Source organism: Kitasatospora sp. NPDC088391 (genome assembly GCF_044753345.1).
Taxonomy (GTDB): domain Bacteria; phylum Actinomycetota; class Actinomycetes; order Streptomycetales; family Streptomycetaceae; genus Kitasatospora.
In genome coordinates this window covers 377,641-400,905 of the sequence record NZ_JBIVNB010000007.1, presented here as the reverse complement: position 1 = coordinate 400,905, position 23,265 = coordinate 377,641, and the positions used below count along the sequence as shown (strand labels likewise).

At 74.4% G+C, this 23,265-nt stretch carries 21 protein-coding genes and 1 tRNA gene; 9 read left to right on the top strand and 13 right to left on the bottom strand.

The window, feature by feature from the left end; genetic code table 11:
• Positions 1-147: 147 nt before the first annotated feature.
• The 5 genes from thrC to ACIQBJ_RS23030 all read right to left on the bottom strand — a co-directional run bounded on the left by thrC (position 148) and on the right by ACIQBJ_RS23030 (position 6,450).
• Positions 148-1,245 (bottom strand): threonine synthase, encoded by a 1,098-nt coding sequence (gene thrC / locus ACIQBJ_RS23050; RefSeq protein WP_400713572.1) that lies wholly within the window; start codon positions 1,243-1,245, stop codon positions 148-150.
• A gap of 6 nt (positions 1,246-1,251) precedes the next feature.
• The gene (locus ACIQBJ_RS23045) at positions 1,252-2,544 is read right to left on the bottom strand and encodes a homoserine dehydrogenase (RefSeq protein WP_400713569.1); all 1,293 of its coding nucleotides are present in this window, start codon (positions 2,542-2,544) and stop codon (positions 1,252-1,254) included.
• 132 nt (positions 2,545-2,676) lie between these two features.
• Positions 2,677-4,068 carry a diaminopimelate decarboxylase gene (gene lysA / locus ACIQBJ_RS23040; RefSeq protein WP_400713566.1) on the bottom strand — a complete coding sequence of 464 codons (1,392 nt, stop codon included), beginning with the start codon at positions 4,066-4,068 and terminating at the stop codon, positions 2,677-2,679.
• A gap of 96 nt (positions 4,069-4,164) precedes the next feature.
• Positions 4,165-5,820, bottom strand: a complete 1,656-nt coding sequence (gene argS, locus ACIQBJ_RS23035; RefSeq protein ID WP_400713563.1) for an arginine--tRNA ligase — start codon at positions 5,818-5,820, stop codon at positions 4,165-4,167.
• Positions 5,821-5,937: 117 nt separating this feature from the next.
• The gene (locus ACIQBJ_RS23030; RefSeq protein ID WP_400713560.1) at positions 5,938-6,450 is read right to left on the bottom strand and encodes a response regulator; all 513 of its coding nucleotides are present in this window, start codon (positions 6,448-6,450) and stop codon (positions 5,938-5,940) included.
• 167 nt (positions 6,451-6,617) lie between these two features.
• On the opposite strand from ACIQBJ_RS23030, the gene ACIQBJ_RS23025 reads away from it, so the two are divergent.
• From ACIQBJ_RS23025 to ACIQBJ_RS23015, 3 genes are all read left to right on the top strand, one after another.
• A tRNA-Arg gene (locus tag ACIQBJ_RS23025) sits at positions 6,618-6,689 on the top strand.
• Between the two features lie 90 nt (positions 6,690-6,779).
• Complete coding sequence (locus ACIQBJ_RS23020) at positions 6,780-7,451, top strand: hypothetical protein (RefSeq protein WP_400713557.1); 672 nt, start codon at positions 6,780-6,782, stop codon at positions 7,449-7,451.
• Entirely contained in the window at positions 7,448-7,831 is a 384-nt protein-coding gene (locus tag ACIQBJ_RS23015) for a hypothetical protein (protein ID WP_400713554.1), read from the top strand. The genes ACIQBJ_RS23020 and ACIQBJ_RS23015 overlap by 4 nt, the downstream gene beginning before the upstream one ends.
• Positions 7,832-7,838: 7 nt before the next feature.
• On the opposite strand, the gene ACIQBJ_RS23010 is transcribed toward ACIQBJ_RS23015, so the two are convergent.
• The 5 genes from ACIQBJ_RS23010 to ACIQBJ_RS22990 all read right to left on the bottom strand — a co-directional run bounded on the left by ACIQBJ_RS23010 (position 7,839) and on the right by ACIQBJ_RS22990 (position 14,023).
• The gene (locus ACIQBJ_RS23010; protein WP_400713551.1) at positions 7,839-8,588 is read right to left on the bottom strand and encodes a hypothetical protein; all 750 of its coding nucleotides are present in this window, start codon (positions 8,586-8,588) and stop codon (positions 7,839-7,841) included.
• Positions 8,589-8,678: 90 nt separating this feature from the next.
• Entirely contained in the window at positions 8,679-9,665 is a 987-nt protein-coding gene (locus ACIQBJ_RS23005) for a trypsin-like serine peptidase (protein ID WP_400713548.1), read from the bottom strand.
• A 229-nt stretch (positions 9,666-9,894) separates the two neighbouring features.
• The gene (locus ACIQBJ_RS23000; RefSeq protein WP_400713545.1) at positions 9,895-11,382 is read right to left on the bottom strand and encodes an MFS transporter; all 1,488 of its coding nucleotides are present in this window, start codon (positions 11,380-11,382) and stop codon (positions 9,895-9,897) included.
• A gap of 209 nt (positions 11,383-11,591) precedes the next feature.
• A complete protein-coding gene (locus ACIQBJ_RS22995) occupies positions 11,592-13,304 on the bottom strand; it encodes a DUF885 domain-containing protein (RefSeq protein WP_400713542.1) in 1,713 nt (570 codons plus the stop codon).
• 56 nt (positions 13,305-13,360) lie between these two features.
• Positions 13,361-14,023 (bottom strand): rhomboid-like protein, encoded by a 663-nt coding sequence (locus tag ACIQBJ_RS22990; protein ID WP_400713538.1) that lies wholly within the window; start codon positions 14,021-14,023, stop codon positions 13,361-13,363.
• A gap of 168 nt (positions 14,024-14,191) precedes the next feature.
• Between ACIQBJ_RS22990 and ACIQBJ_RS22985 the strand changes: the two genes are divergently transcribed.
• The gene (locus ACIQBJ_RS22985; protein WP_400713535.1) at positions 14,192-14,959 is read left to right on the top strand and encodes a TetR/AcrR family transcriptional regulator; all 768 of its coding nucleotides are present in this window, start codon (positions 14,192-14,194) and stop codon (positions 14,957-14,959) included.
• 308 nt (positions 14,960-15,267) lie between these two features.
• Here ACIQBJ_RS22985 and ACIQBJ_RS22980 read toward each other — a convergent pair whose 3' ends face one another.
• The 3 genes from ACIQBJ_RS22980 to ACIQBJ_RS22970 form a co-directional block, all read right to left on the bottom strand.
• Entirely contained in the window at positions 15,268-16,110 is an 843-nt protein-coding gene (locus ACIQBJ_RS22980; RefSeq protein ID WP_400713532.1) for a fumarylacetoacetate hydrolase family protein, read from the bottom strand.
• 181 nt (positions 16,111-16,291) lie between these two features.
• Positions 16,292-17,401, bottom strand: a complete 1,110-nt coding sequence (locus tag ACIQBJ_RS22975) for a DUF6745 domain-containing protein (RefSeq protein ID WP_400713529.1) — start codon at positions 17,399-17,401, stop codon at positions 16,292-16,294.
• Between the two features lie 43 nt (positions 17,402-17,444).
• Complete coding sequence (locus ACIQBJ_RS22970) at positions 17,445-17,771, bottom strand: hypothetical protein (protein ID WP_400713526.1); 327 nt, start codon at positions 17,769-17,771, stop codon at positions 17,445-17,447.
• Between the two features lie 177 nt (positions 17,772-17,948).
• On the opposite strand from ACIQBJ_RS22970, the gene ACIQBJ_RS22965 reads away from it, so the two are divergent.
• The 5 genes from ACIQBJ_RS22965 to ACIQBJ_RS22945 all read left to right on the top strand — a co-directional run bounded on the left by ACIQBJ_RS22965 (position 17,949) and on the right by ACIQBJ_RS22945 (position 23,263).
• Complete coding sequence (locus ACIQBJ_RS22965) at positions 17,949-18,899, top strand: STM4015 family protein (RefSeq protein ID WP_400713523.1); 951 nt, start codon at positions 17,949-17,951, stop codon at positions 18,897-18,899.
• An 11-nt stretch (positions 18,900-18,910) separates the two neighbouring features.
• A complete protein-coding gene (locus ACIQBJ_RS22960; RefSeq protein WP_400713520.1) occupies positions 18,911-20,062 on the top strand; it encodes an STM4014 family protein in 1,152 nt (383 codons plus the stop codon).
• Positions 20,063-20,244: 182 nt separating this feature from the next.
• A complete protein-coding gene (locus tag ACIQBJ_RS22955) occupies positions 20,245-21,084 on the top strand; it encodes an STM4013/SEN3800 family hydrolase (protein ID WP_400713616.1) in 840 nt (279 codons plus the stop codon).
• Positions 21,081-22,418: an STM4012 family radical SAM protein gene (locus ACIQBJ_RS22950; protein WP_400713517.1), complete on the top strand. Its 1,338-nt coding sequence runs from the start codon at positions 21,081-21,083 to the stop codon at positions 22,416-22,418. Before ACIQBJ_RS22955 ends, ACIQBJ_RS22950 begins: the two co-directional genes overlap by 4 nt.
• Positions 22,415-23,263, top strand: a complete 849-nt coding sequence (locus ACIQBJ_RS22945; protein WP_400713514.1) for an STM4011 family radical SAM protein — start codon at positions 22,415-22,417, stop codon at positions 23,261-23,263. Before ACIQBJ_RS22950 ends, ACIQBJ_RS22945 begins: the two co-directional genes overlap by 4 nt.
• The last annotated feature ends 2 nt before the right edge of the window (positions 23,264-23,265 follow it).

Genomic DNA, 23,265 nt, shown 5'->3' with positions numbered 1-23,265 from the left:
TCGGCGGGGGCCCCGCGGGGACCCCCGGCCGGGGCGCCTTTGTGGGGGGGGCCCCCGCGCCCCCCCCCCCCCCGGGGGGTCCCCCCCCCCCGGGGGGGGGGGGGGCGCCCCGGGGGGGGGCCCCCCCCCCACCGTGTTGACGCGGGGTCAGTCCAGCAGGCCGAGGCGGCGGGCGGCCGTCTCGGGGTCGATCGGGACGATCTGCGGCTGCGGGGCGCCGGCCACCGCCCAGTCCGGGTCCTTGAGGCCGTTGCCGGTGACGGTGCAGACGATCCGCTGGCCGGGGTCGACCAGTCCGGCCTCGGCCTTGGCGAGCAGGCCGGCCACCGAGGCGGCCGAGGCGGGCTCGACGAAGACGCCCTCCTGGGCGGCCAACAGCCGGTAGGCGGACAGGATCTGGCGGTCCGTCACCTTGTCGATGAGGCCGCCGGAGTCGTCCCGGGCGGCGAGCGCGTAGTCCCAGGAGGCCGGGTTGCCGATCCGGATCGCGGTGGCGATGGTCTGCGGCTTGAGCACCGGGGCGCCGTCCACGATCGGGGCCGAGCCGGACGCCTGGAAGCCCCACATCCGCGGGGTGCGGGTGGCCAGGCCGTCCGCGGCATACTCGCGGTAGCCCTTCCAGTAGGCGGTGATGTTGCCCGCGTTGCCGACCGGGAGGACGTGGATGTCCGGGGCGTCGCCGAGCATGTCGACGATCTCGAAGGCGGCGGTCTTCTGGCCCTCGATGCGCACCGGGTTGACCGAGTTGACCAGGGCGACCGGGTACTTCTCGGACAGCTCGCGGGCGAGCGTCAGGCAGTCGTCGAAGTTGCCGTCGACCTGGAGGATCTTGGCGCCGTGCACCAGCGCCTGGCCCATCTTGCCGAGGGCGATCTTGCCCTGCGGGACGAGCACGGCGGAGACCATGCCGGCCCGCACCGCGTAGGCGGCGGCGGAGGCGGAGGTGTTGCCGGTGGACGCGCAGATGACGGCCTGCGCGCCGTCCTCCTTGGCCTTGGAGATGGCCATCGTCATCCCGCGGTCCTTGAAGGAGCCGGTCGGGTTGGCGCCCTCGACCTTGAGGTAGACCTCGCAGCCGGTGCGCTCGGAGAGCACCTGGGCGGGGACGAGCGGCGTGCCGCCCTCCAGCAGGGTGACCACCGGCGTGGCGGCGGTGACCGGGAGGCGGTCGCGGTACTCCTCGATGAGGCCGCGCCACTGGTGCGTGTGGGTGCCTCGGGCGGTGCTTTCGGCAAAGGCGTTCATACCGGCTTACTCCCCTTCGACCCGCATGATGCTGGCCACGTCGCGCACGCTGTCCAGTGCGCGGAGCTTGTCGACCGTCGCCGACAGGGCGGCGTCGGCGGCGCGGTGGGTGACCACGACGAGCGCGGCGTCGCCGTCGCGGCCCTGCTGGCGCACGGTGTCGATGGAGACGCCGTGCTCGGCGAAGACCGAGGCGACCTGGGCGAGCACGCCCGCGCGGTCGTCCACGTCGAGGCTGACGTGGTAGCGGGTGACCACCTCGTCCATCGGCTTGGCGGGCAGCGCGGCGTACACCGAGTCGCCGGGGCCGGTGGCGCCGTTGAGCTTGTTGCGGCCGACCGCGACCAGGTCGCCGAGGACCGCGGAGGCGGTGGGCGAGCCGCCCGCGCCGGGGCCGTAGAACATCAGCCGGCCGGCCGCCTCGGCCTCGACGAAGACCGCGTTGTACGCCTCGCGGACCGAGGCCAGCGGGTGGCTGAGCGGGATCATCGCCGGGTGCACCCGGGCGGTGACCGAGGCGCCGTCGGCGGCCCGCTCGCAGATCGCCAGCAGCTTGACCACGCAGCCCATCTGCTTGGCGGAGGCGATGTCGGCGGCGGTGACCTCGGTGATGCCCTCGCGGTAGACGTCCGCGGCGGTGACCTTGGTGTGGAAGGCGATCCCGGCCAGGATGGCGGCCTTGGCGGCGGCGTCGAAGCCCTCCACGTCGGCGGTCGGGTCGGCCTCGGCGTAGCCCAGCGCGGTGGCCTCCTCCAGCGCCTCGGAGTACCCGGCGCCGGTGGAGTCCATCTTGTCGAGGATGAAGTTGGTGGTGCCGTTGACGATGCCGAGCACCCGGTTCACCTTGTCGCCGGCCAGCGACTCGCGCAGCGGGCGGAGCAGCGGGATGGCGCCGGCCACGGCGGCCTCGTAGTAGAGGTCGACGCCGGCCGCGGCGGCCGCGGCGTGCAGCTCGGCGCCGTCCTGGGCGAGCAGCGCCTTGTTGGCGGAGACCACCGAGGCGCCGTTCTCGAAGGCTTTCAGGAGCAGCGATTTGGACGGCTCGATGCCGCCCACCACCTCGATCACCACGTCGATGTCGCCGCGGCCGACCAGCGCCTCGGCGTCGGTGGTGAGCAGGTGCTCGGGCACCCCCGGGCGGGGCCGGCCGGCGCGGCGGACCGCGATGCCGGCCAGCTCGACCGGGGCGCCGATGCGCGCGGCGAGGTCGTCGGCCGTCGTCGTCATGATGCGCGCCACCTCGGAGCCCACCACACCACAGCCCAGCAACGCCACCTTCAGCGGGCGCGTACGCATCATCCGACTCCGCTCTGCATTCTTCGGTCCCCGTCGGGGCGTTCCGTCGTCCCCGGGGGCTTTCCTGTCCGTACCAGTCTCCGGGACTTTCCGCACGGATCTACGGCTGGTCCACGTTCTGAGACGAAAATTTCGTCAGCCGATATCGAGCCGCAGGAGATCCTCCTCCGTCTCGCGGCGGACGATCACCCGGGCGGCACCGTCCGCGACGGCCAGCACGGGGGGCTTGAGGGCGTGGTTGTAGTTGCTCGCCATCGAGCGGCAGTAGGCGCCGGTGGCGGGCACCGCGATCAGGTCGCCGGGGGCCAGGTCGGCGGGCAGGAAGGCGTCCCGGACCACGATGTCGCCGGACTCGCAGTGCTTGCCGACCACCCGGACCAGCATCGGCTCGGCCGTGCTGGTGCGGGAGACCAGCGCCACCGAGTACTCGGCGTCGTACAGCGCGGTGCGGATGTTGTCGGACATCCCGCCGTCCACGCTGACGTAGGTGCGCAGGCCCTCCAGCGGCTTGACGGTGCCGACCTCGTACAGCGTGAACGCGGTCGGGCCGACGATCGCCCGGCCGGGCTCGACCGAGATCCGCGGGGTCGTCAACTCGGCGGCGGCGCACTCGCGTCGGACGATCTCGCGGAGCGAGGCGGCGATCTCGGCGGGCTCGCGCGGGTCGTCCTCGGGGGTGTAGGCGATGCCCAGGCCACCGCCGAGGTCGATCTCCGGCAGCTCCACGCCGTGCTCGTCGCGGACCTCGGCGAGCAGGCCGACCACCCGGCGGGCGGCCACCTCGAAGCCCGCGAAGTCGAAGATCTGCGAGCCGATGTGCGAGTGGATGCCGCGCAGCTCCAGCGACGGCCGGGCCAGCACCCGGCGGACGCCCTCGGCGGCGGCGCCGCCGGTCAGCGAGAGGCCGAACTTCTGGTCCTCGTGCGCGGTGGCGATGAACTCGTGGGTGTGCGCCTCGACGCCGACGGTGATCCGGATCAGCACCTGCTGCCGGACGCCCTGCGCCTCGGCGATCTCCGCCAGCCGCTCGATCTCCTGGTACGAGTCGACCACGATGTGGCCGACCCCGGCCTTCACGGCCTGCTCCAGCTCGTGCACCGACTTGTTGTTGCCGTGCAGCGCGATCCGCCCGGCCGGCATGCCGGCCGCCAGCGCCACGTGCAGCTCGCCGGAGGAGCACACGTCGACGTTGAGGCCCTCCTCGTGCAGCCAGCGCACCACGGCCTTGGAGAGGAACGCCTTGCCCGCGTAGTACACGTCGGCGCTGTCGCCGAAGGCGTCCCGCCAGGCCCGGGCGCGGGCCCGGAAGTCGGCCTCGTCCATGACGTACGCGGGGGTGCCGAACTCGGCGGCCAGGGTGCGCACGTCGACGCCGCCGACGGTGGCGACGCCCTCGGCGTCGCGGCCGACGGTGCACGACCAGACCTTGGGGTCCAGCGCGTTCAGGTCGGCGGGCGGGGCCTGGTAGTGGCCTTCGGGCAGCACGTCGCCGTGCCGGGGACCTGCGGGGTGGGCGGAGCGAGACATCTGCGGTACTTCCTCGACCTATGGCGAGGGGCGGCGACCGGTCTCCGTCGACCGGTCACCGCCCCCTGCTGCGCTGCGCTTCGGGGGTGTGGTGCTTTACATCCGCTCGGGCGCCGAGACGCCCAGCAGGCCGAGGCCGTTGGCCAGCGTCGTTCGCGTGGCGTCGGCCAGCCAGAGGCGGGCGTGCGTGAGGTCGGTGACCTCCTCGTCGCCCTTCGGCAGGATCTGGCAGTTGTCGTAGAACCGGTGGTACGCCCGGGCCAGTTCCTCCAGGTAGGTGGCCACGTGGTGCGGCTCGCGCAGCTCGCCGGCCTTGGCCAGCACCCGCGGGAACTCGCCGAGCTGGCCGAGCAGGTCGTTCTCCCACTCGGAGTCCAGCAGCTCCGGTTTGAAGTCCGCGCTGCGGGTGATGCCCTTCTCCACCGCGTTGCGCTGCACCGAGCACATCCGGGCGTGCGCGTACTGCACGTAGTAGACCGGGTTCTCCCGGGAGGTGCTGGTCACCAGGTCGATGTCGATGGTGATGGTGGAGTCGGTGGACTGCCGGACCAGCATGTAGCGGGCGGCGTCCACGCCGATCCAGTCGATCACGTCGTCGATCGTGATGATGTTGCCCGCGCGCTTGGAGAGCCGGACCTCCTTGCCGTCGCGCAGCATCTTCACGAACTGGCCGATCATCACCTCGATGTTGCGGCCCATGTCGTCGCCGGCGCAGGCCGCGATGGCCTTGAGGCGGTTGACGTAGCCGTGGTGGTCGGCGCCGAGCATGTAGACCGAGACCTCCGCGCCGCGGTCCCGCTTGCTCAGGTAGTAGGCGGCGTCGGCGGCGAAGTAGGTGGTCTCGCCGTCGGCCTTGACCAGGACGCGGTCCTTGTCGTCGCCGAAGTCGGTGGTGCGCAGCCAGATCGCGCCCTCCCGGTCGAAGACGTGGCCCTGCTCGCGGAGCCGTTCGATGGCCTTCTCGACGGCGCCGGAGTCGTGCAGCGTCTGCTCGGAGAACCAGGTGTCGAAGTGCACGCCGAACTCGGCCATCGACCGCTGGATCTCGGCGACCATCAGCTTCAGGCCCTCGGTGCGGAAGGTCTGCAGCTGCTCGTCCGCGGGCAGGTCGAGGATGCCGGGGACGCCGTCGGTGACGGCCTTGGCGATGTCGGTGATGTACTCGCCGACGTAGCCGTCCTCCGGGACCGGCTGCCCGTTGGCGGCGGCCTTCAGCGACTTGGCGAACTTGGTGATCTGCACGCCGGCGTCGTTGAGGTAGTACTCGGTGGACACCTCGGCGCCGGTCGCCTTGAGCACCCGGGCCAGCGAGTCGCCGACGGCGGCCCAGCGGACGCCGCCGATGTGGATCGGGCCGGTCGGGTTCGCCGAGACGAACTCCAGGTTGATCTTCAGGCCCTTGAGCGCCTCGTTGCGGCCGTACGCCTCGCCCGCCCCGACGATGGTGCGCGCCAGCTCGCCCTGGGTGGCGGCGTCCAGCGTGATGTTCAGGAAGCCCGGACCGGCGATGTCGACCTTGGCGACGCCGGCGATCTCTCGCAGCCGCCCGGCCAGGATCTCCGCGACGGCTCGCGGCGGCTTGCCGGCCGGCTTCGCGAGCTGGAGGGCCACGTTGGTGGCGTAGTCGCCGTGGTCCCTGTTCTTGGGCCGCTCGACCGTCACGTGCGCGGGCACGTCGACGGTCAGCTCGCCCGCCGCGACGGCGGTGCTGAGGGCGGCCTGGACTGCCTGGGAGAGTTCTGCGGGTGTCACGGGGCCAAGCCTAGGCGAGACGGGGTACCCGGCCGCCACTCGGTTTGCCGCCGCGCGGGCGCGTCGCGCCCCCGGGCGTGCTTCGTCCCGGCGGACGTCGCCGCTGACGGGCACATCTCACGGGCGGGGCTCCTCCGGCCGGACGAGTTCCTGCGCCTGTTCGCCCAGGGCTGAATCGCGGCCGGTTTGGGCGGGCACCTGGGGCATCGCCCCGAAGTCGTAGGCGAACCGGCGCCGTCCCGGCACCGCCGTCCGGGCCTGCTCGCACAGCCGCCCGACCAGGGCGACCAGGTCCGCCGGGTCGAAGGGCTTCGCCAGGTAGCCGTCCACCCCGACCGACTCGCCGCGCTCCAGGTCGGCCGGCGTGCAGGCGCTGACGATCGCGATCGGCAGGTGCGCGGTGTCGTATGCGGCGCGCAGCCGGGCCGCCGTCCGCAGCCCGTCCAGCCGGGGCATCACCACGTCCAGGGTGATCACGTCCGGGGCGACCCCGCGGACCACCTCCAGGCACTCGGCACCGTCGGCGGCGGTCACCACCTCGAAGCCCTCCAGCTCCAGGTTGACCCTGATCAGCCGGCGGATCACCTCGCTGTCGTCCACCACGAGGACCCGCCCCGACGCCGCCTCCACCCCACCGAGGGTAGTGCGGCCGGGCCGCCCCGTCCGGGCTTTCGGCTACTTGCCGGTCACCTGCTGACGGCGCGTCCGGTCGCCGTCGGAAACCCGTGCACGGACCACGTTGTTTCCCTGGTAGTGTTTTCCCCGCAAGGCCGGGCAGCGCCGCAAGGTTCGCCCAGGCCCCCGTAGCTCAGGGGATAGAGCACCGCCCTCCGGAGGCGGGTGCGTAGGTTCGAATCCTACCGGGGGCACTTCGCGAGAAGTGCGTGAATGAGGCTCAGGTCCCTTGGATCTGGGCCTTCTTCGTCTGTTCGGGATCGTCCGTCCGTGGGGGGCCGACCGTGCCGCTTGTCTGGGAACCGCCGTCGGGGCTGACCGTGCGGGCCGCCGCCTTCCTCCGCGCGCACGGGCGCGCGGGCGTGGTGCCGGTCGCGTACGAGCACGACGACATGGAGCTGCGCCGACGGCTGCTGGAGGTGTTCGGGGCCGTCCCGGGCGACCCGGTGGCCCGGCTGCACGAGCTGCGGGAGCGGTACGCGGGGCTGAGCTGGCCGAGCCCGTTCTTCGGCGAGCAGGTCTTCCTCGACCCGGTGCTGGACCCGGAGCCGGGCGACCCGCGGATCGAGTTCCGGTCCGCGGTGCACCCGACCACGGACGACGTCCCGGGCGCGCGCCTGCTGCTGGACGGCACCGTGGTGATCGGCCGGGACGGCGAGCCCGAGGTGTCGGCCTTCCCCTCCCTGGACCACCTGATCGAGACCGACGCGCTGCTGCACGCGCTGCGCGGCGCGCCGGAGCTGGACCCGGCGGAGGTCGGCGGCCCGGCGGCCCGGCCGATCCCGGAGGCGTCCGGACCGACCTCGCGCTGGTGGACCGACGGCCGGGCGGTCCGGCACCTGGACACCACCTGGGTCGAGCTGGGCGACAGCCCGCTGCCCACCGACCGGGCCTGGGCCGCCCCCGCCGGGCTGCTGGCGGCGGCGTCGGCGGACTCCGGCAGGATGCCCGCATGATGATCTCGCACGAACAGGTGCGCTACGTGTCGGGGGCGTCCGCGCCGATCCTGCTGCTGGCCGGGGCCCCGGTGCACGAGGCGCTGCCGGTGCTGCGCACCGTCGACGGCGCGGTGCCCGCGCTGGACGGCTGGCAGCTGACGGCCCGGCTGACGCTCTGCCTGCTGGACGGGCCCGGCGAGGCGGGCTGCGTGCTGCCGACCCTGGGCAGCGAGGCCGAGCTGGACGCGGTCGCCGCCTGGTGCGCGCAGGTCGAGCGGACCGGCGGCGCGCTGGTGGTCTCGCTCCCCCGGCGGTCCGCCCTGGCCGGCCCGCTGGACTGGGCCGCCCTGCTGGACGGCGGCTCGCACGGCGGCTTCGCCCCCGCCACCGCGCCCTGACGGGCCGTCAGCGCGGCGGGTGCCGCCGGTGCTCGCCGCGCAGGACCAGGGCCGGGGTGCCCGGGTCGTAGGCGCCGCAGGCGGTGGTGGACCACGGGGACCACTGGCGCGGGACGCTGTAGTACGGGACCAGCGCGGGCCCGGTGCGGCCCGGGACGGCCTTGGCGGGGAGCAGCGCGGGCAGCACGTCCGGCTGCTGGTCGGCCAGGATCGCCCGGCGGCAGGACGGGCAGGCGGGGCGGCGGTCGGCGGCGGCCTCCCGGGCGGCGGTCCGGTGGGCCTTCTTGCCGGGGCGGGCGGGGGCGGCGGGGGCCGCGGGGCCGTGCAGCGGGTTGTAGTAGCAGCGGACGGCGAGCGGGTCGGGGCGCTGCCCGGCGTGCAGCAGGTGGGCGGCGGCGAGCCGTTCGACGGCCTGCTCGGCGAGCACCACGGCGGCGGCCAGGTCCGGCAGGTCGGTGTCGTCCCGGTCGGCGGTGTCGAGCAGCCGGCCGGCCGCCTCGTACGCCTCCAGGGCCCACTGGTAGGCCCGGCGGGCGGCCGACTCCTCGGTGAGCAGTTGGAGTTCGGCGGCCCGGAAGACGGTGCCGGCGGTGGCGACCCGTTCGGCGGCGAGTCGGCGCAGCCGGGTGCGCAGGGCCTCCCACTCGCCGAGCACCAGGGCGTTGCGCTCCCGGATCTCGCGGCGGCCGGGGCGCGGGGCGGCGTCCTTCGGATCGGCGGGGCGTAGGGCGTCGAGGAACCACCAGCGGCGGAACACCTGGCCTGCCTCCTGTTCGTGTGCGGCGACGCCCCATTGTGGGAGACGGGACCGACGGACGGGAGGGCGGGGCGGGTTCCTGACGGGCCGTCAGCCCGCCTTGGCGAGCAGGTCGCCGACGGTGTGGTCGAAGGCGGCGCTGTAGGAGGTGTCGTCGGTGTCGCCGCCCTGCTGGTAGCCGCCGATGACGCCGATCACCTCGCCGGTGGAGACCTCCAGGAACGGTCCGCCGCTGGTGCCGCCGGGGAAGGACGGGCAGTCGATCCGGCGCTGGTAGGTGTCCTGCCGGCTGGTGTCGTTGGTGCAGGTGATCGGCTGCTCGCTGCCGGCGGGGTAGCCGTAGAGCCGGCTGCGCGCCGTCCAGCCGGCGTCGGTGCCGATCGGGTTGCCGCCGAGCACGTCCTCGATCTGCCGGCCGTCGGAGCCGGGGGCGACGGCGAGGATCGCGAAGTCCTCGTCGGGGTCGCCGTCGTTCTGCCAGCCGTCCGAGGTGTACACCTTGGTGACCTTCCAACTGCCGTACGGGGCCTGGCCGTCGCGGTAGCCGGGGACGAAGGTGACGCCGCTCGCGCCGGACAGGCAGTGCGCGGCGGTGAGGATCAGGTTCCGGCCGGGGCTGTCGATCACGCTGGCGGTGCAGAAGTGGTTGCCGGGGCCGACGGCGCCGGAGAACAGGGCGCCGACCCGGCGGGACTCGGCGGTGTCGGCGGCGACCGAGGTGACGCCGAGCGGGCCGGCGGGCGGGGCGCTGCTGGGGGTGGAGCGGGCGGTGTCGGCGGTGGGGTCGACGGCCTGCCGGACGTCGGGGGCCGCCGGGTCGCCCGGGGTCGGCGTCGCGGCGGGGCTCGCGCTCGCGCTCGCGGCGGCACTCGGGCTCTGGCTCGGGCTCGCCGGGCGGAGGTCGCCGGCCATCGCCACGCTGTCGGTGCTGGGGTGGTGGGCGGCGCCCGCCAACTGGCCGGAGTACAGGCCGACGGCGGTGGTCGCGGCGACCACCCCGGCCGCGAGGACCGCGGTCAGGGCGAGCGGGCGCCGCCGCGGTGCGCGGTTCTCCCGCGGCCTGGTGTGCCGTCCCATGCTGCTCCCCCGCTCACTGCCCGGTAGGCCCTGCGTGTGCCCGCTCCGTCGGCGCGGACACCTCTCGATCCGTTCCGAGTCTCCGCTCCCGACCTGGGAACGGGGTGATCCCGACCTGGGAATGGGGTGAATGTTCCGACGGCGGACAGCAGGGTCTCACGGCGGGGGCCGCCGGCGGGCACCGACACCCGGTGGGCCGGGTGCCGGTGCGGCCTGGTGCGGCGCGGGGTCAGACGGCGGCGCGGGCCGCGGCGGCGGCGTCCCGGCCCTCGTCCTCGCCGGGGGCGGGGCGGTGGTCGATCAGCAGGAAGGCGACCACCGCGGCGGCCAGCAGGATGCCCATCGCGACGGTGGTGGCGATCACGTAGCCGTGCACCGCGCCCTGGGCCTGGACCAGCGGGTCGGTGGGGTTGCGGGTGGCCAGGTAGGCGGCGGTGACGCTGGCGGCGATCGTGTTGAGCAGCGCGGTGCCGATCGAACCGCCGACCTGCTGGGCGCTGTTGATGATGGCGGAGGCGGCGCCGGTCTCCTCGGGGGCGACCCCGAGGGTGGCCAGGTTCATGGTCGGCATGAAGACCAGGCCCATGCCGAGGCCGAGCAGCAGTTCGGCGGGCAGCACCGTCGTCAGGTAGGAGCTGTCCACCTTGAGCTGGGTGAGCCAGGCCATCCCGGCGGCGCCGAGCAGCAGGCCGGGGACGACCAGGTTGCGGGTCGGGACGCGGGTCATCAGCCGGGAGGCGATCCCGGCGGCGCTGACCACGATCGCGGCGGTCATCGGCAGGAAGGAGACGCCGGCCTTGATCGGCGAGTAGCCCTGGATGCCCTGCAGGTAGTAGGTGAGGAACAGGAACAGGCCGTACATGCCGATCACCGCGAGGCCGACGGCGAGCGCGCCGCCGGCCCGGTTGCGGTCGGAGATCAGGTGGATCGGCAGCAGCGCGTGCTCGGTGCGCCGCTCGACCAGGGCGAACACCGCGAGCAGGGCGACGCCGACGCAGAGCGCGGTCAGCACCAGCCAGTCGCTCCAGCCGCGCGAGACCGCCTCCGAGGTGCCGTAGACGATCAGCAGCAGGCCGCCGCAGCCGAGCACCGCGCCCGGCAGGTCGAGCCGGACCCGGCGGGAGCGGTCGATGTGGTCGCGGACCAGCAGGTAGGAGGCGCCGACGGCGGTGACCACCGCGATCGGCACGTTGACGTACAGGCACCAGCGCCAGGACAGGAACTCGGTGAGCAGGCCGCCGGTGATCAGGCCGATCGCCGCGCCGCCGCCGGCCAGCGCGCCGAAGACGCCGAACGCGGTGGCCCGTTCGCGCGGGTCGCGGAAGGTGACGGAGAGCAGCGCCAGCGCGGACGGGGCGAGCAGCGCGCCGAAGGCGCCCTGCAGGGCGCGGGCGGCGAACAGCATGCCGCCGTTGACGGCGAAGCCGCCGAGGCCGGAGGCGAGGGCGAAGCCGATCAGGCCGACCAGGAAGGTCCGCTTGCGGCCGAACAGGTCGCCGATCCGGCCGCCGAGCAGCAGCAGGCCACCGAAGGCCAGCAGGTAGGCGGTGATCACCCACTGCCGGTCGGCGTCGGAGATGTCGAGCGCCTTCTGGGCGGACGGGAGGGCGATGTTCACGATCGTCGCGTCCAGGACGATCATCAGCTGGGCGATGGCGATGACCGCCAGGGCCCACCAGCGGCGCGGGTCCGCCGCCTGGGTGTCGGGGGTGGTCACCGGGGGCCGCCTTCCGCGATCGGGAGTGGGGCAGCGCGCACGGGGCGCTCCCTCCAGGGAAACCCCCGAACGGAGCAGCGGCAAGGCGGTTCGTCCGGTGATGTCAGCATTCGGGACGTTCGGTCCGGATCGTCCCGAGGGGTGGACGCCTCCCGTCGGAGGTGGACCCGGGTGCCCGGCCGCATCGGCCACCCGGGACGCCCGTCCGGCTACAGCGCGCCGAGCTCCGCCACCAGGTCGTCCAGGCCCAGCGAGCCCTGCGAGAGCGCCGCCATGTGCCAGGCCTTGAGGTCGAACTCGCCGCCGTCCGCCTCGGCCGCCGCCCGGGCCGCGGCCCGGCCGCGCAGCCAGGCGCGCTCGCCGAGCTTGTAGCCGATCGCCTGGCCGGGCAGGCCCAGGTAGCGGACCAGCTCGCTGTCCAGGAAGCCCTTGGACAGGCCGCAGTACGCGCCGAAGAACTCCCGGGCCAGGTCCGGCAGCATCGGCTCGCCCGGGGCGAACGGGGAGTCGGCCGGGAAGTCCAGCTCGGCGTGCATGCCGATGTCGACGATCACCCGCAGGGCGCGCATCATCTGCGCGTTCAGGTAGCCGAGCCGGTGGCCGGGGTCGGTGAGGTAGCCGAGCTCGTCCATCAGGCGCTCCGCGTACAGCGCCCAGCCCTCCAGGTTGGCGCTGACGCCGCCCAGGGTGACCTGGTAGGTGGAGAGCTTGTCCGCGACCAGCGTCCACTGCGCGAGCTGCAGGTGGTGGCCCGGGACGCCCTCGTGGTACCAGGTGGAGACCAGGTCCCACTCCGGGAAGGACTCCCGGCCCAGGGTCGGCAGCCAGGTCCGGCCGGGGCGGGAGAAGTCCAGCGAGGGCTGGGTGTAGTACGGGGCCGCGGCGCTGCCCGCCGGGGCGATCCGGGACTCCACCTTCAGCAGCGGCTCGGCCAGGTCGAAGTGCACGCCCTGGAGGTCGGCGATCGCCCGGTCCATCAGGCCCTGCAGGTACTCCTGCACCGCCTGCTCGCCGCGGATCGACGGGCCGTCGGTCTCCAGCCACTTCATCGCCTGCATCGGGGTCGCGCCCGGCCGGACCTTCTCCGCCTCGACCCGCATCTGCGCGTCCAGCTCGTGGAACTGCTCCCAGGCCCAGCCGTACGCCTCGTCCAGGTCCAGCTCGGAGCCCGTCCAGTAGCGCACCCAGCGGGTGTAGCGCTCCCGGCCGGCCGCGTCGGGGGTGCCCTGGGCGGCCGGGCCGTAGACGTCGCGCAGCCAGTCCCGCAGGCCGGCGAGCGCGGTGGTGGCCTCGACCGCGGTGGCGGTCAGCTGCTCGCGCAGGTGCTCCGGCGCGGTGGCGACCAGTTCGCCGAACCAGCCGCCGGGCCGGTCGCCCTCCAGCCACTCGGCGAGCTGCCCGACCACGGTGTCGACCTGGCGGGGCGCCGACAGCAGCTCGCGCCGGACGCCCTCCTCCAGGCTCTCCCGGTACTGGGCCATCGCCAGCGGGAAGCGGGCCAGCCGGCGGCCCAGCCGCAGCCAGTCCTCGTCGGTGTCGGTGGGCAGCAGGGTGAACATCTCGCGGGCGTTGTGCACCGGCGAGCCCAGGTTGCGGACCGAGCGGTAGCCCTCGCCCGCGTCGTGCACGGCCAGTTCGGCGGTCAGCCGCTCGCGCAGCAGCCGGGCGCAGCGGCGCTCCGCCTCGTCCTCCACCGGGCCGGCCGCCTCCAGGGCGTCCAGGGCGGCGAGGGTGTCGCGGCCCAGTTGGGCGAGGGCCTCGATGCCCGCCGGGGAGAGGTCGGGCAGGCCGTCGTCCTCCGGGTTGAGACCGAGGTAGACCGCGGTCAGCGGATCGGCCGCGGCGAGGGCGTGGACGTAGTCGTCGGCGAGGCGGCGCGGGGTGGGGCCGCTCGGAAGCGCGTCGTTCAGTTCATGAGCCATCCGGCCATCCTGTCGTAGCCGCAGGCGAATTCAACCCCTCTTCGGTATCGCCGTCGTCACCCCCCGCGCCGCCGCAGCGCGGTGACGGTCCGCCACGGGTCCCAGCGCGGCCGCCCCCTGGTGATCGGCCGGAACGCCAGGCCGATCAGCACCGAGCAGAAGTGCCCCAGATCGGTGAAGGTGTGCGAGAGCAGCAGCGGTACCAGGTAGAACCCGATCAGCCCGTAGCCGTACACCGTCCCCCAGACGCCGGCCAGCGCGTACGTCAGCACCCCCTCGACGCCCGCCAGCGCGTACGACACCCCGACGTCCACGGTGGTCGACATGTTCTCCGGCAGCAGGTGCCGGTGCACGCCCCAGGCCACCACGCCCTCGCTGACGAACGTCGCCACCACGTGCGCGGTGAGCGCCACCGTCAGCCAGCGCCGGGTGCCCAGCCAGCGCTCGGCGGGGACGTGGAAGACGTGGAACAGCACGAAGTAGAACGGGAAGTTCGCCTGCTCCGTCCAGATCAGGCTGGCCAGCAGCACCCGGACCGGGTCCGAGGTCAAATGGTCGATGTTGGTGGACCGCTGCTGCAGGAAGAAGTCCAGCGTCCCCGGGTCCGCCCGGGCCACCACGAAACTGGTGAGCGCCAGCAGCAGCAGCCACACGTACGTCCCCGGGGACTTCCCGACCCACTGCCCGACCGCCCGACCGACCGCCCGCACCCACCGCACCGGCCGCTCCTCGCCGCACTCTCGGCTGACACCTCGTCACATTCTGCGACCGATCCCGGCGGACGGCCGGGAGGACCCGCCCGCCGGACGGCCGCCGGCCGGAGAACCCGCCGGTCGGGGCAATGCCGAAGGGGTGCGCCGCCCCGCCCGGCGATTACCCTGGCACCCATGGCAGCGACCTCCCCCTCCGTCGAGGGCCCCGTCGGGGGCCCCGCCGACCAGACCGCCGTGGAGCGCCCGCGGCGGGCCGCCTACCGCCGACTGCCCGTCCAGCAGCGGCGCGAGCAACTCATCGCCGTCGCCCTGGAACTGTTCGCCTCCCGGCCGCCCGAGGAGGTCTCGCTCGACGACGTCGCGGAGGCCGCCGGGGCCTCCCGGCCGCTCGTCTACCGCTACTTCGCCGGCGGCAAGCAGCAGCTGTACGAGGCGGCGCTGCGCAGCGCCGCCTCCGAACTCACCACCCGCTTCACGGTCGAGCCGACCGCCGGCACCCCCACCCAGCAGCTCGGCGCCGTCCTGCACCGCTACTTCGACTTCGTCGGCGAGCACGCGGCGGGCTACGGCGCGCTGCTGCGCGGCGGCTCCGTCGTGGAGACCGGGCGGACCAGCGCGATCGTCGACGACGTCCGCCGCGCCGCGCTCCGGCGGACCCTCCGCCACCTCGGCGTCCGCGAGGCCGGGCCCCGGCTCACCCTGCTGGTGCGCTCCTGGATCTCGGTGGTCGAGGCCTCCGCGATCAGCTGGCTCGACGAGGGCCGGCAGATCCCGGTCGACTCGCTCTGCGCCTGGCTGGTCGACCAGTTCGTGGTGATGGCCGCGGCGACGGCCGTCCGCGACGGCCAGACCGCGGAGGTCCTGCACGGCTGGCTCCAGCTGGAGACCGCGGACAGCCCGGCGGGGGTGCTCCTGACGCGGCTGCGCGACATCGGCTTCTGACGAGGGCGCGCAATCAGGGGCCCGGGGAACTTTGCGGCAGACGCTGAGCAATCAGGGGCCCGGGGAACGGCGGGGCCGAGGGGCTTTGGGTCGGAACACAGTGGGGCGCCACGGGGCTTTCGCCAAGGACCTTCGGCCCGAAACGGGGTAGCCCCTCGCAGCCCGTCGGACACCCGCCACTCGGCACCGCCGTTCCCCGGGCCCCTGGAGCTTCGCTCCCGGACCCGGCGAAGCTCCGCGGACCCGGCGAAGCTCCGCGGACCCGGCGAAGCTCCCCGGGCCCGGGAAAAGCGCAGTCCCGCAGCGCCCTAAAGGCTTTCGGCCATCGTGACCTCCTGGCGGCCGAGGCCGGTGACTTCGAGGGCGACCTTGTCGCCGGGGCGGAGGAAGGGCGTGCCCGGGCGGCCGAGGGTGACGCCGGCGGGGGTGCCGGTGATGACGATGTCGCCCGGGTCGAGGCGCATGAAGTGGGTGAGGTAGCGGACGGTCTCGTGGACCGGGAAGATCATGTCCGCGGTGCTGCCGTCCTGGCGGAGTTCGCCGTTGACCCACAGGCGCAGGCCGAGGGACTGGGGGTCGCCGACCTCGTCGGGGGTGACCAGCCAGGGGCCGAGCGGGGTGAAGGTCTCGGCGGACTTGCCCTTGTCCCACTGGCCGCCGCGCTCGAACTGGAAGGCGCGTTCGGTGACGTCGTTGACGGCGGCGTAGCCGGCGATGATCGCGGCGGCGTCCTCGGCGGAGTCGAGGTAGCGGCCGGTGCGCCCGATGACGACGGCGAGTTCGACCTCGTAGTCGGTCTTCTCGCCGCCGCGCGGCACGAGCACCCGGTCGTGCGGCCCGACCAGGGTGTTGGTGGGCTTCATGAAGACCACCGGCTCGGTCGGGATCGCGGCGCCGGCCTCGGCCGCGTGGTCGCGGTAGTTGAGGCCGATGCCGACGATCTTGCCGGGGCGGGCGACCGGCGGGCCGATCCGCTTCCCGGTCAGGTCGAGCCGCGGGAGGGCGGCGAGGTCGAGCGCGGCCGGGTCGAGGGCGGCCAGGAAGCCGCCGTCGAGGTCGGGGGTGAGCGGGGTGAGGTCGCGGGCGGTGCCGTCGGGCGCCAGGACGGCCGGTCGTTCCGCGCCCGCCGGGCCCACGCGGAGGAGCTTCACTGCCCGTCACCACCTGTTCGTCTCGGGGGCGGGACGTCCCTGCCCCGGAACAAGAGGTATATCAGCGGGTCTCACCTGCGGAACAGTGGTGCAGGATCGGCGGGTTCCTCCCGATCGAAGCGGGCGGCACGGCGGGCCTCTCGGAGTGCCGCACCCTTGACAGGCCCGCCCGGACGGCCCGTCAGGTCTGCCGCAGCGGACGGTAGTCCTTCTCCTCGACGCCGAACGTCCAGGCGACGCCGGCCCGGGCGGTGCGGGTGGCGGGCGGGACGCGCAGGTAGTAGGTGCGGAAGGTGCCGTCCGGCTCGGGCGTGGAGTTGACCACCTCGACCATGACGACGGGCTCGTCGTTCGGGAGCTGGATGCGCCACAGCACGCCGGTCTCGTCCCGGTGCAGGGGTTCGGCGCCGGACTCGGCGAGGTAGCGGTCGTAGCCGAAGTGCTCCAGCATCACCCGGCGCAGCTCGGCGTTCTCCTCGGCGCGGATGCGCTCGGGGGTGAGGCCGGTCAGCCGCTCGGGGAAGTCGGCGGGGACGGGCATGCCGCGCCAGGCGTGCAGGGCGAAGCCGTCGGCGTAGGCGAGCGCGGGGCCGTCGGCGCGGTCGAGCCGGCCGGCCTCGTCGCGGTGCAGGGCGACGGGGCGCTCGCTGAGCAGCACGGTGCGCTCGTAGGGCCACCACCAGCCCACCTGGCGGGCGACGCCGGCCAGTGCGGCGAGCGCCTCGTCGCCGGTGCCGGCGGTGTCGAAGGCGGCGAACCAGGCGGCGTCGTGCTGGCCGGCCACCGCGTCCAGCAGGGCGAGCCGGACGTCGGCGCGGGCCTCGCCGGCCAGGCGGCGGCGCTCCCGGTTGGCGGGCTTGCGGGCCTCGGCCCAGTCGTCGACCGGCTCGGGCTCGGGGGCGATCCGGTCGAGCAGCGCGGTGCGGACCCGTTCGGCGGGCAGCGCGGTGACGGGGGCGAGGGTGGCGCCGGTGGCGGCCCAGAGCTCGGCCCAGCCCGCGGGGCCGAGGGCGGCGAGCGCCCGGGCGCGGGCCCGCTCCCAGGCTGCGGTGCGCACCCGTTCGCGCACGCTCGCCCCGAAGTCCCTTGCGCCGCCGAGCAGTTCGGTGACCGCGGCGAGCGGCGACGGGTACCAGCGGAACTCGGCCGGCTCGGCCAGCCCGGCGGCCCGGTAGGCGGCCCGGACGGCCTGCTCGGCGGTGGCCCGGTCGGCCGGGCCGGTGGCGGCGGCGACCGAGCGCCAGTGCGCCACCGAGAGGTCGGCCGGACGGCCCGTCAGCTGGGTGCTCATCTGTCTCTGTCCTCGTCTCGTACGGGTGGGATCGGTGCGCGGACTAGTCGGCGATCATGCGGACCGAGCCCGGCACGTACTCGCGCTGCCGGGTCACCCGGTACCAGCCGCCGGGCAGCGCGATCTCGGCGTGCTCCTCGTGCACGACCTTGCCGCCCTCCGGCAGGTGCAGCCAGGAGAGCGCGAACGGCCCGCTCTCCCGGACGAGTTCGCCCGGGCCGACCACCGCGTGCGCGTGCCCCGTCACCTCGCCGAGGGCCAGCACCAGCCGGCCCCGGGCGTCCCGCGGCCGGCGGGGCAGCCGGGCCACGGGGGCCGGGACGTCGCCCGGCGCGATCGGCACGATCAGTACGTCACCCTGGCGGTACACGGGTGTCCTCCCGTCCTCGGGCCCGACCCGGCGGCCGGCGCAGCTCCCGACCGGAAAACTAGGCCGCCCCACCGACAACCGCGCCACGGCCGGTGCCCGTGCGGGTGAACGTCGTCTCCGGCTGGTAGACAGGTTCCGGCCCCGCAGGAGCCCCACCACGAGCGCGAGGAGCGGCGCATGACGATCAACCAGCACATCGAGGAGTTCCACGGCCTCCCGGTCACCGACTTCCGGACCGCCGCGGAGAAGGGCGGGCTCCCGGCCGCGGACGCCACCGCCTGGCGGATCGGCCTGGACTGGGACGACGAGACCGGCTTCGCCGAGCTGTGGGAGAAGTTCCTGAGCGCCGTGGACCTGTCCCAGGTCACCGCCCTGGTGCTGGGCCGCTGGTTCGCGGACGAGCCGCAGCCGCTCTCCCAGGCGCTGCCGCTGATCCTCGGCGCGGCCGACCGGATGCCCGCGCTGCGCGCGCTCTTCCTCGGCGACATCACCTTCGAGGAGTGCGAGATCTCCTGGATCCAGATGTCGGACATCACCCCGGTCTTCCGGACCTTCCCGCTGCTGGAGGAGCTGGTGGTGCGCGGCTCCAGCGAGGACTACGACGACAAGGAGCGGTTCGGCCTGGAGCCGGTCGAGCACGCGCACCTGAAGTCGCTGCGCTTCGAGGCCGGCGGCCTGCCCGCGGTGATCGTCCGCGCGGTCGGCGCCAGCACCTTCCCGGCGCTGGAGAAGCTGGAGCTGTGGCTCGGCGTCGACAACTACGGCGGCGACTGGACGCTCCAGGACCTCGCCCCGTTCTTCTCCGGCACCGCGCTGCCCGCGCTGACCCACCTCGGCCTGCAGAACTCCGTCGAGCAGGACCGGATCGCCGCCGAGATCGCGCACGCCCCGGTGGTGCCCCGGCTCACCGGCCTCTCGCTCTCGATGGGCGCGCTCACCGACGAGGGCGCGGCGGCGCTGCTGGAGGGCCAGCCGCTCACCCACCTGAAGTCCCTCGACCTGCACCACCACTACCTGACCGCGCCGATGCAGCAGCGCCTCAAGGACGCGCTGCCGGGGGTCGCGGTCGACCTGTCCGGCGCCGAGGACCCGGGCGACAACTGGCGCTACGTCGCCATCTCCGAGTAGGGGAAGCCGAGTTGACGCCGCCACCGCTGGTCGTCCTGGGCTGTCCCGGGCACCGCAGGGCCGCCCTGTTCGCCGCCGCGGCCCGGGCCGCCGGACTGCCGGAGCCCGCCGTGCTGCCCTGGTCCGCCGTGCTGCGCGGACGGTACGAACTGCCGCCCGGGGCGGTGGTCCGGATCGACTCGCCCGGCGAGGACCCGGAGGCCGACCGGCTGCTGCGCGGCCCCGCGCTGGGCGACGGCTACGCGCCGACCCGGGTCGAGGGCGGCCCCGCCTGGTACGCGGGGCTGCTCGCCGCGCTGCGCGACCTGGCCGCCCGGCCCGGCGTCCGGCTGCTCGGCGACCCCGGCGAGATCGGCGTGATGTTCGACAAGCGGCGCACCCACGCGGCGCTGACCGCCGCCGGGGTGCCGGTGCCGGGCGCGCTGCCCGGCGGACTCCCGTCCTCCTTCGAGGAGTTGCGGGACCGGCTGCGGGCCGCCGGGATGCGCCGGGTGTTCCTGAAGCCGGCGCACGGCTCCTCCGCGTCCGGCGTGGTGGCCCTGGAGTTCGGCCCGCGCGGCCGGGTCCAGGCCACCACCTCGGTGGAGCTCACCCCCGAGGGCCTGCACAACTCGCTGGCGGTGCGCCGCTACCGTTCCGGGACGGAGGTCGCCGAACTCGTCGACCGGCTCGCCCCCGAGGGCCTGCACGTCGAGCAGTGGGTGCCCAAGTCCGGGCAGGACGGCCGGGCGGCCGACCTGCGCGTGGTGGTGGTCGGCGGCCGGGCCACCCACGCGGTGGTCCGCACCAGTGCCCACCCGATGACCAACCTCCACCTCGGCGGCGCCCGCGGCGACCTGGCCGCCGCCCGGGCGGCGGCGGGCCCCGCCTGGCCCGACCTGCTCGCCACGGCGGAGGCCGCGGCCCGCTGCTTCCCCCGCTCCCCCATGGTCGGCGTCGACCTGCTCCCGGTCTCCCGCTGGCAACGCGCCCTGGTCGGCGAGGTCAACGCCTTCGGCGACCTGCTCCCCAACCTCCCCGGCCTCCCCGAGGGCCCGACCCCGGGCCTCGACACCTACGGCGCCCAGATCGCCCACCTGCTGGCCCGGCAGGCCACACCCCCGGGGCCCGCCGGGAGCGAAGCTCCAGGGGCCCGGGGAACGGCGGTGCCGAGGGGCGGGTGACCGACGGGCCGCGAAGCGCCACCCCGTTGCGGGCCGAAGGTCCTCGGCGAAAGCCCCGTGGCGCCCCACTGTGCCCCGGCCCCGAGCCTCTCGGCCCCGCCGTTCCCCGGGCCCCTGACGGGGCTCCCCCGATTGTTCCCGAGCGCTCAGAAAGCAAGTTGATGCAGCATCAGATACCCGACATGAACGGGATCGTCGGCTCGCACGATCTCCTCCTGGTCACCCTCGACACCCTCCGCTTCGACGTCGCCGCCGAGCTGTTCGAGGCCGGCCGGCTGCCGAACCTGGCGAAGGTGCTGCCCGCGGGCGGGTGGGAGCGGCGGCACTCGCCGGGGAGTTTCACGTACGCCGCGCACCAGGCGATCCTGGCGGGGTTCCTGCCCACGCCGGCCTCGCCGGACGGTCCGCATCCGCGGCTGTTCGCGGCGCGCTTCGCCGGTTCGGAGACCACCGAGTCGCGGACCTGGGTGTTCGACGCCCCGGACCTGCCGACGGCGCTCGCGGCGGAGGGCTACCGGACGGTGTGCGTCGGCGGGGTGGGGTTCTTCAACAAGCAGGGGCCGCTGGGGTCGGTCCTGCCGGGGCTGTTCCAGGAGAGCCACTGGGCACCGGAGCTGGGGGTGCCGTCGCCGACCTCGTTCGAGTCGCAGGTGGCGGTGGCAGAGCGGGTCGCCGCCGAGCAGCGGCCCGAGCAGCCGCTGTTCCTGTTCGTCAACGTCTCGGCGCTGCACCAGCCGAACTGGTTCCACCTGCCAGGCGCGACCCGCGCGGACGGTGACAGCCGGGCCTCGCACGCGGCGGCGCTGGAGTACGTGGACGCGCACCTGGGGCGGCTGTTCGCGGTGATGAGCGCCCGCCGCCCGTGCTTCGCGATCGTCTGCTCGGACCACGGGACGGCGTACGGCGAGGACGGGTACGTGGGGCACCGGATCGGGCACGAGGTGGTGTGGACCGTGCCGTACGCGCACTTCGTCCTCCCGAGGACCAGCACCCTTCCGACGAGCAGGCCGGAGAGCCGATGAACACCGTGGACGCCGTGAGCACCGAGTCGCCGTACCAGAGTTACGTCTACGCGTACCCGCACAAGACGGCGTACCGGCCGCTGCCGGAGCGGCCCGCGCTGGCCGGGCTGTGGCGCGGGGAGAAGCAGGACGCGCTCTCGCTGTACCTGCACGTGCCGTTCTGCGAGGTGCGCTGCGGGTTCTGCAACCTGTTCACCCGGATCGGCAGCCCGGAGGGGCTGACCACGGCGTACCTGGACGCGCTGGAGCGGCAGGCGGGCCAGGTCCGGGCGGCGCTGGCGGCGGACGCCCGGTTCGCGCTGGCGGCGTTCGGCGGCGGGACGCCGACCTACCTGACCGCGGCCGAGCTGGAACGGCTGTGCGACATCGCCGAGTCGACGATGGGGGCGGACCTGCGGGCGATCCCGCTCTCGGTCGAGGCGTCGCCGGACACCGCGACGGCCGACCGGCTGCGGGTACTGGTGGAGCGCGGGACGACCCGGCTGAGCCTGGGCGTGCAGTCGTTCCTGGACGGGGAGGCCCGGGCCGCGGTGCGGCCGCAGAAGCGGGCGGCGGTGGAGGCCGCGCTGGGCCGGGTCCGGGACGCCGGGTTCCCGGTGCTGAACATCGACCTGATCTACGGCATCGAGGGCCAGACCGCCGCCAGCTGGGTGAAGTCGCTGGACGCGGCCCTGAGTTGGCGGCCGGAGGAGCTGTACCTGTACCCGCTGTACGTCCGCCCGCTGACCGGGCTGGGCCGGCACTCCGCCGACGGCCCGTCCCCGGAGTGGGACGCGCAGCGCCTGGCGCTGTACCGGGCGGGCCGCGACCACCTGCTGGCCGAGGGGTACGAGCAGGTGTCGATGCGGATGTTCCGCCGGGCGGGGGCGGCGCGGGCGAGCGCGGGCGAGTACGCCTGCCAGACCGACGGCATGGTGGGGCTGGGCTGCGGGGCCCGCTCGTACACCTCGAAGCTGCACTACTCCTTCGACTACGCGGTGGACGCCCGCGAGGTGCGCCGGATCATCGACGACTACGTGGCGGCACCGGACTTCTCCCGGGCCGAGCTGGGCTGGGAGATGACGGACGAGGAGACCCGCCGCCGCCACCTGGTGCAGTCGCTGCTGCAGGGCGAGGGCGTGGACCTGGCCGGCTACCGGGCGCGCTTCGGCTCCTCCCCGCACCAGGACTTCCCGGCCGAGCTGGGCGGCTTCGCCGAGCGCGGCTGGCTGGCCGAGGACGCGGACGGGCGGCTGCTGCTCAGCCCGGAGGGCCTGGCCTGGTCGGACGCGATCGGCCCGCGGCTGTTCTCGGCGGGCGTGCGGGAGCGGATGGCGGAGTACGCGCCGCGATGAGCGAACTGACGATCCTGTACCGGGGGCCGCTGTCCTCCTGCGACTACGACTGCCCGTACTGCCCGTTCGCCAAGCGGCGGGACACCCCGGAGCTGCTGCGCGCCGACCGGGCCGCGCTGGAGCGGTTCACCGCCTGGGCGGCGGAGTACCGGCACGGGCGGCTGTCGGTGCTGTTCACGCCGTGGGGCGAGGGGCTGGTGCGCAGCTGGTACCGGCGGGCGATGGTGGAGCTGAGCCGGCTGCCGCACCTGGACCGGGTGGCGATCCAGACCAACGCGAGCTGCCGGACGGGCTGGCTGGCGGAGGCGGACCGGTCGAAGCTGGCGCTCTGGGTGACGTACCACCCGGGGCAGGTGACGGAGCGGCGCTTCCTCGCCAAGTGCGCCGAACTCACCGCGCTGGGCGTCCGGTTCAGCGTCGGCGTGGTCGGGCAGCCGGAGCACCTGGCGGCGGCCCGGCGGCTGCGGGCGGCCCTCCCGGAGCCGGTCTACCTGTGGGTGAACGCGGCGGACGGGCTGACGTACACCGACGCCGAGGCGGCGGAGTGGACGGAGCTGGACCCGCTGTTCGGCTACAGCCGGCACCCGCACCGCAGCGCGGGCCTGCCGTGCCGGACCGGGGAGAGCGTGGTCTCGGTGGACGGGGACGGCACGGTGCGCCGCTGCCACTTCGTCCGGCCGCCGCTGGGCAACCTGTACGACGACTCGTACCGGGCGCAACTGCGGCCCCGGGTCTGCCCGTTGGGCGAGTGCGACTGCCACATCGGCTATGTGCACCTGGAGCCGCTGCCGCTGTACGACGTGTTCGCGGGCGGCGTGCTGGAGCGCATCCCGCACGGCTGGTGAGG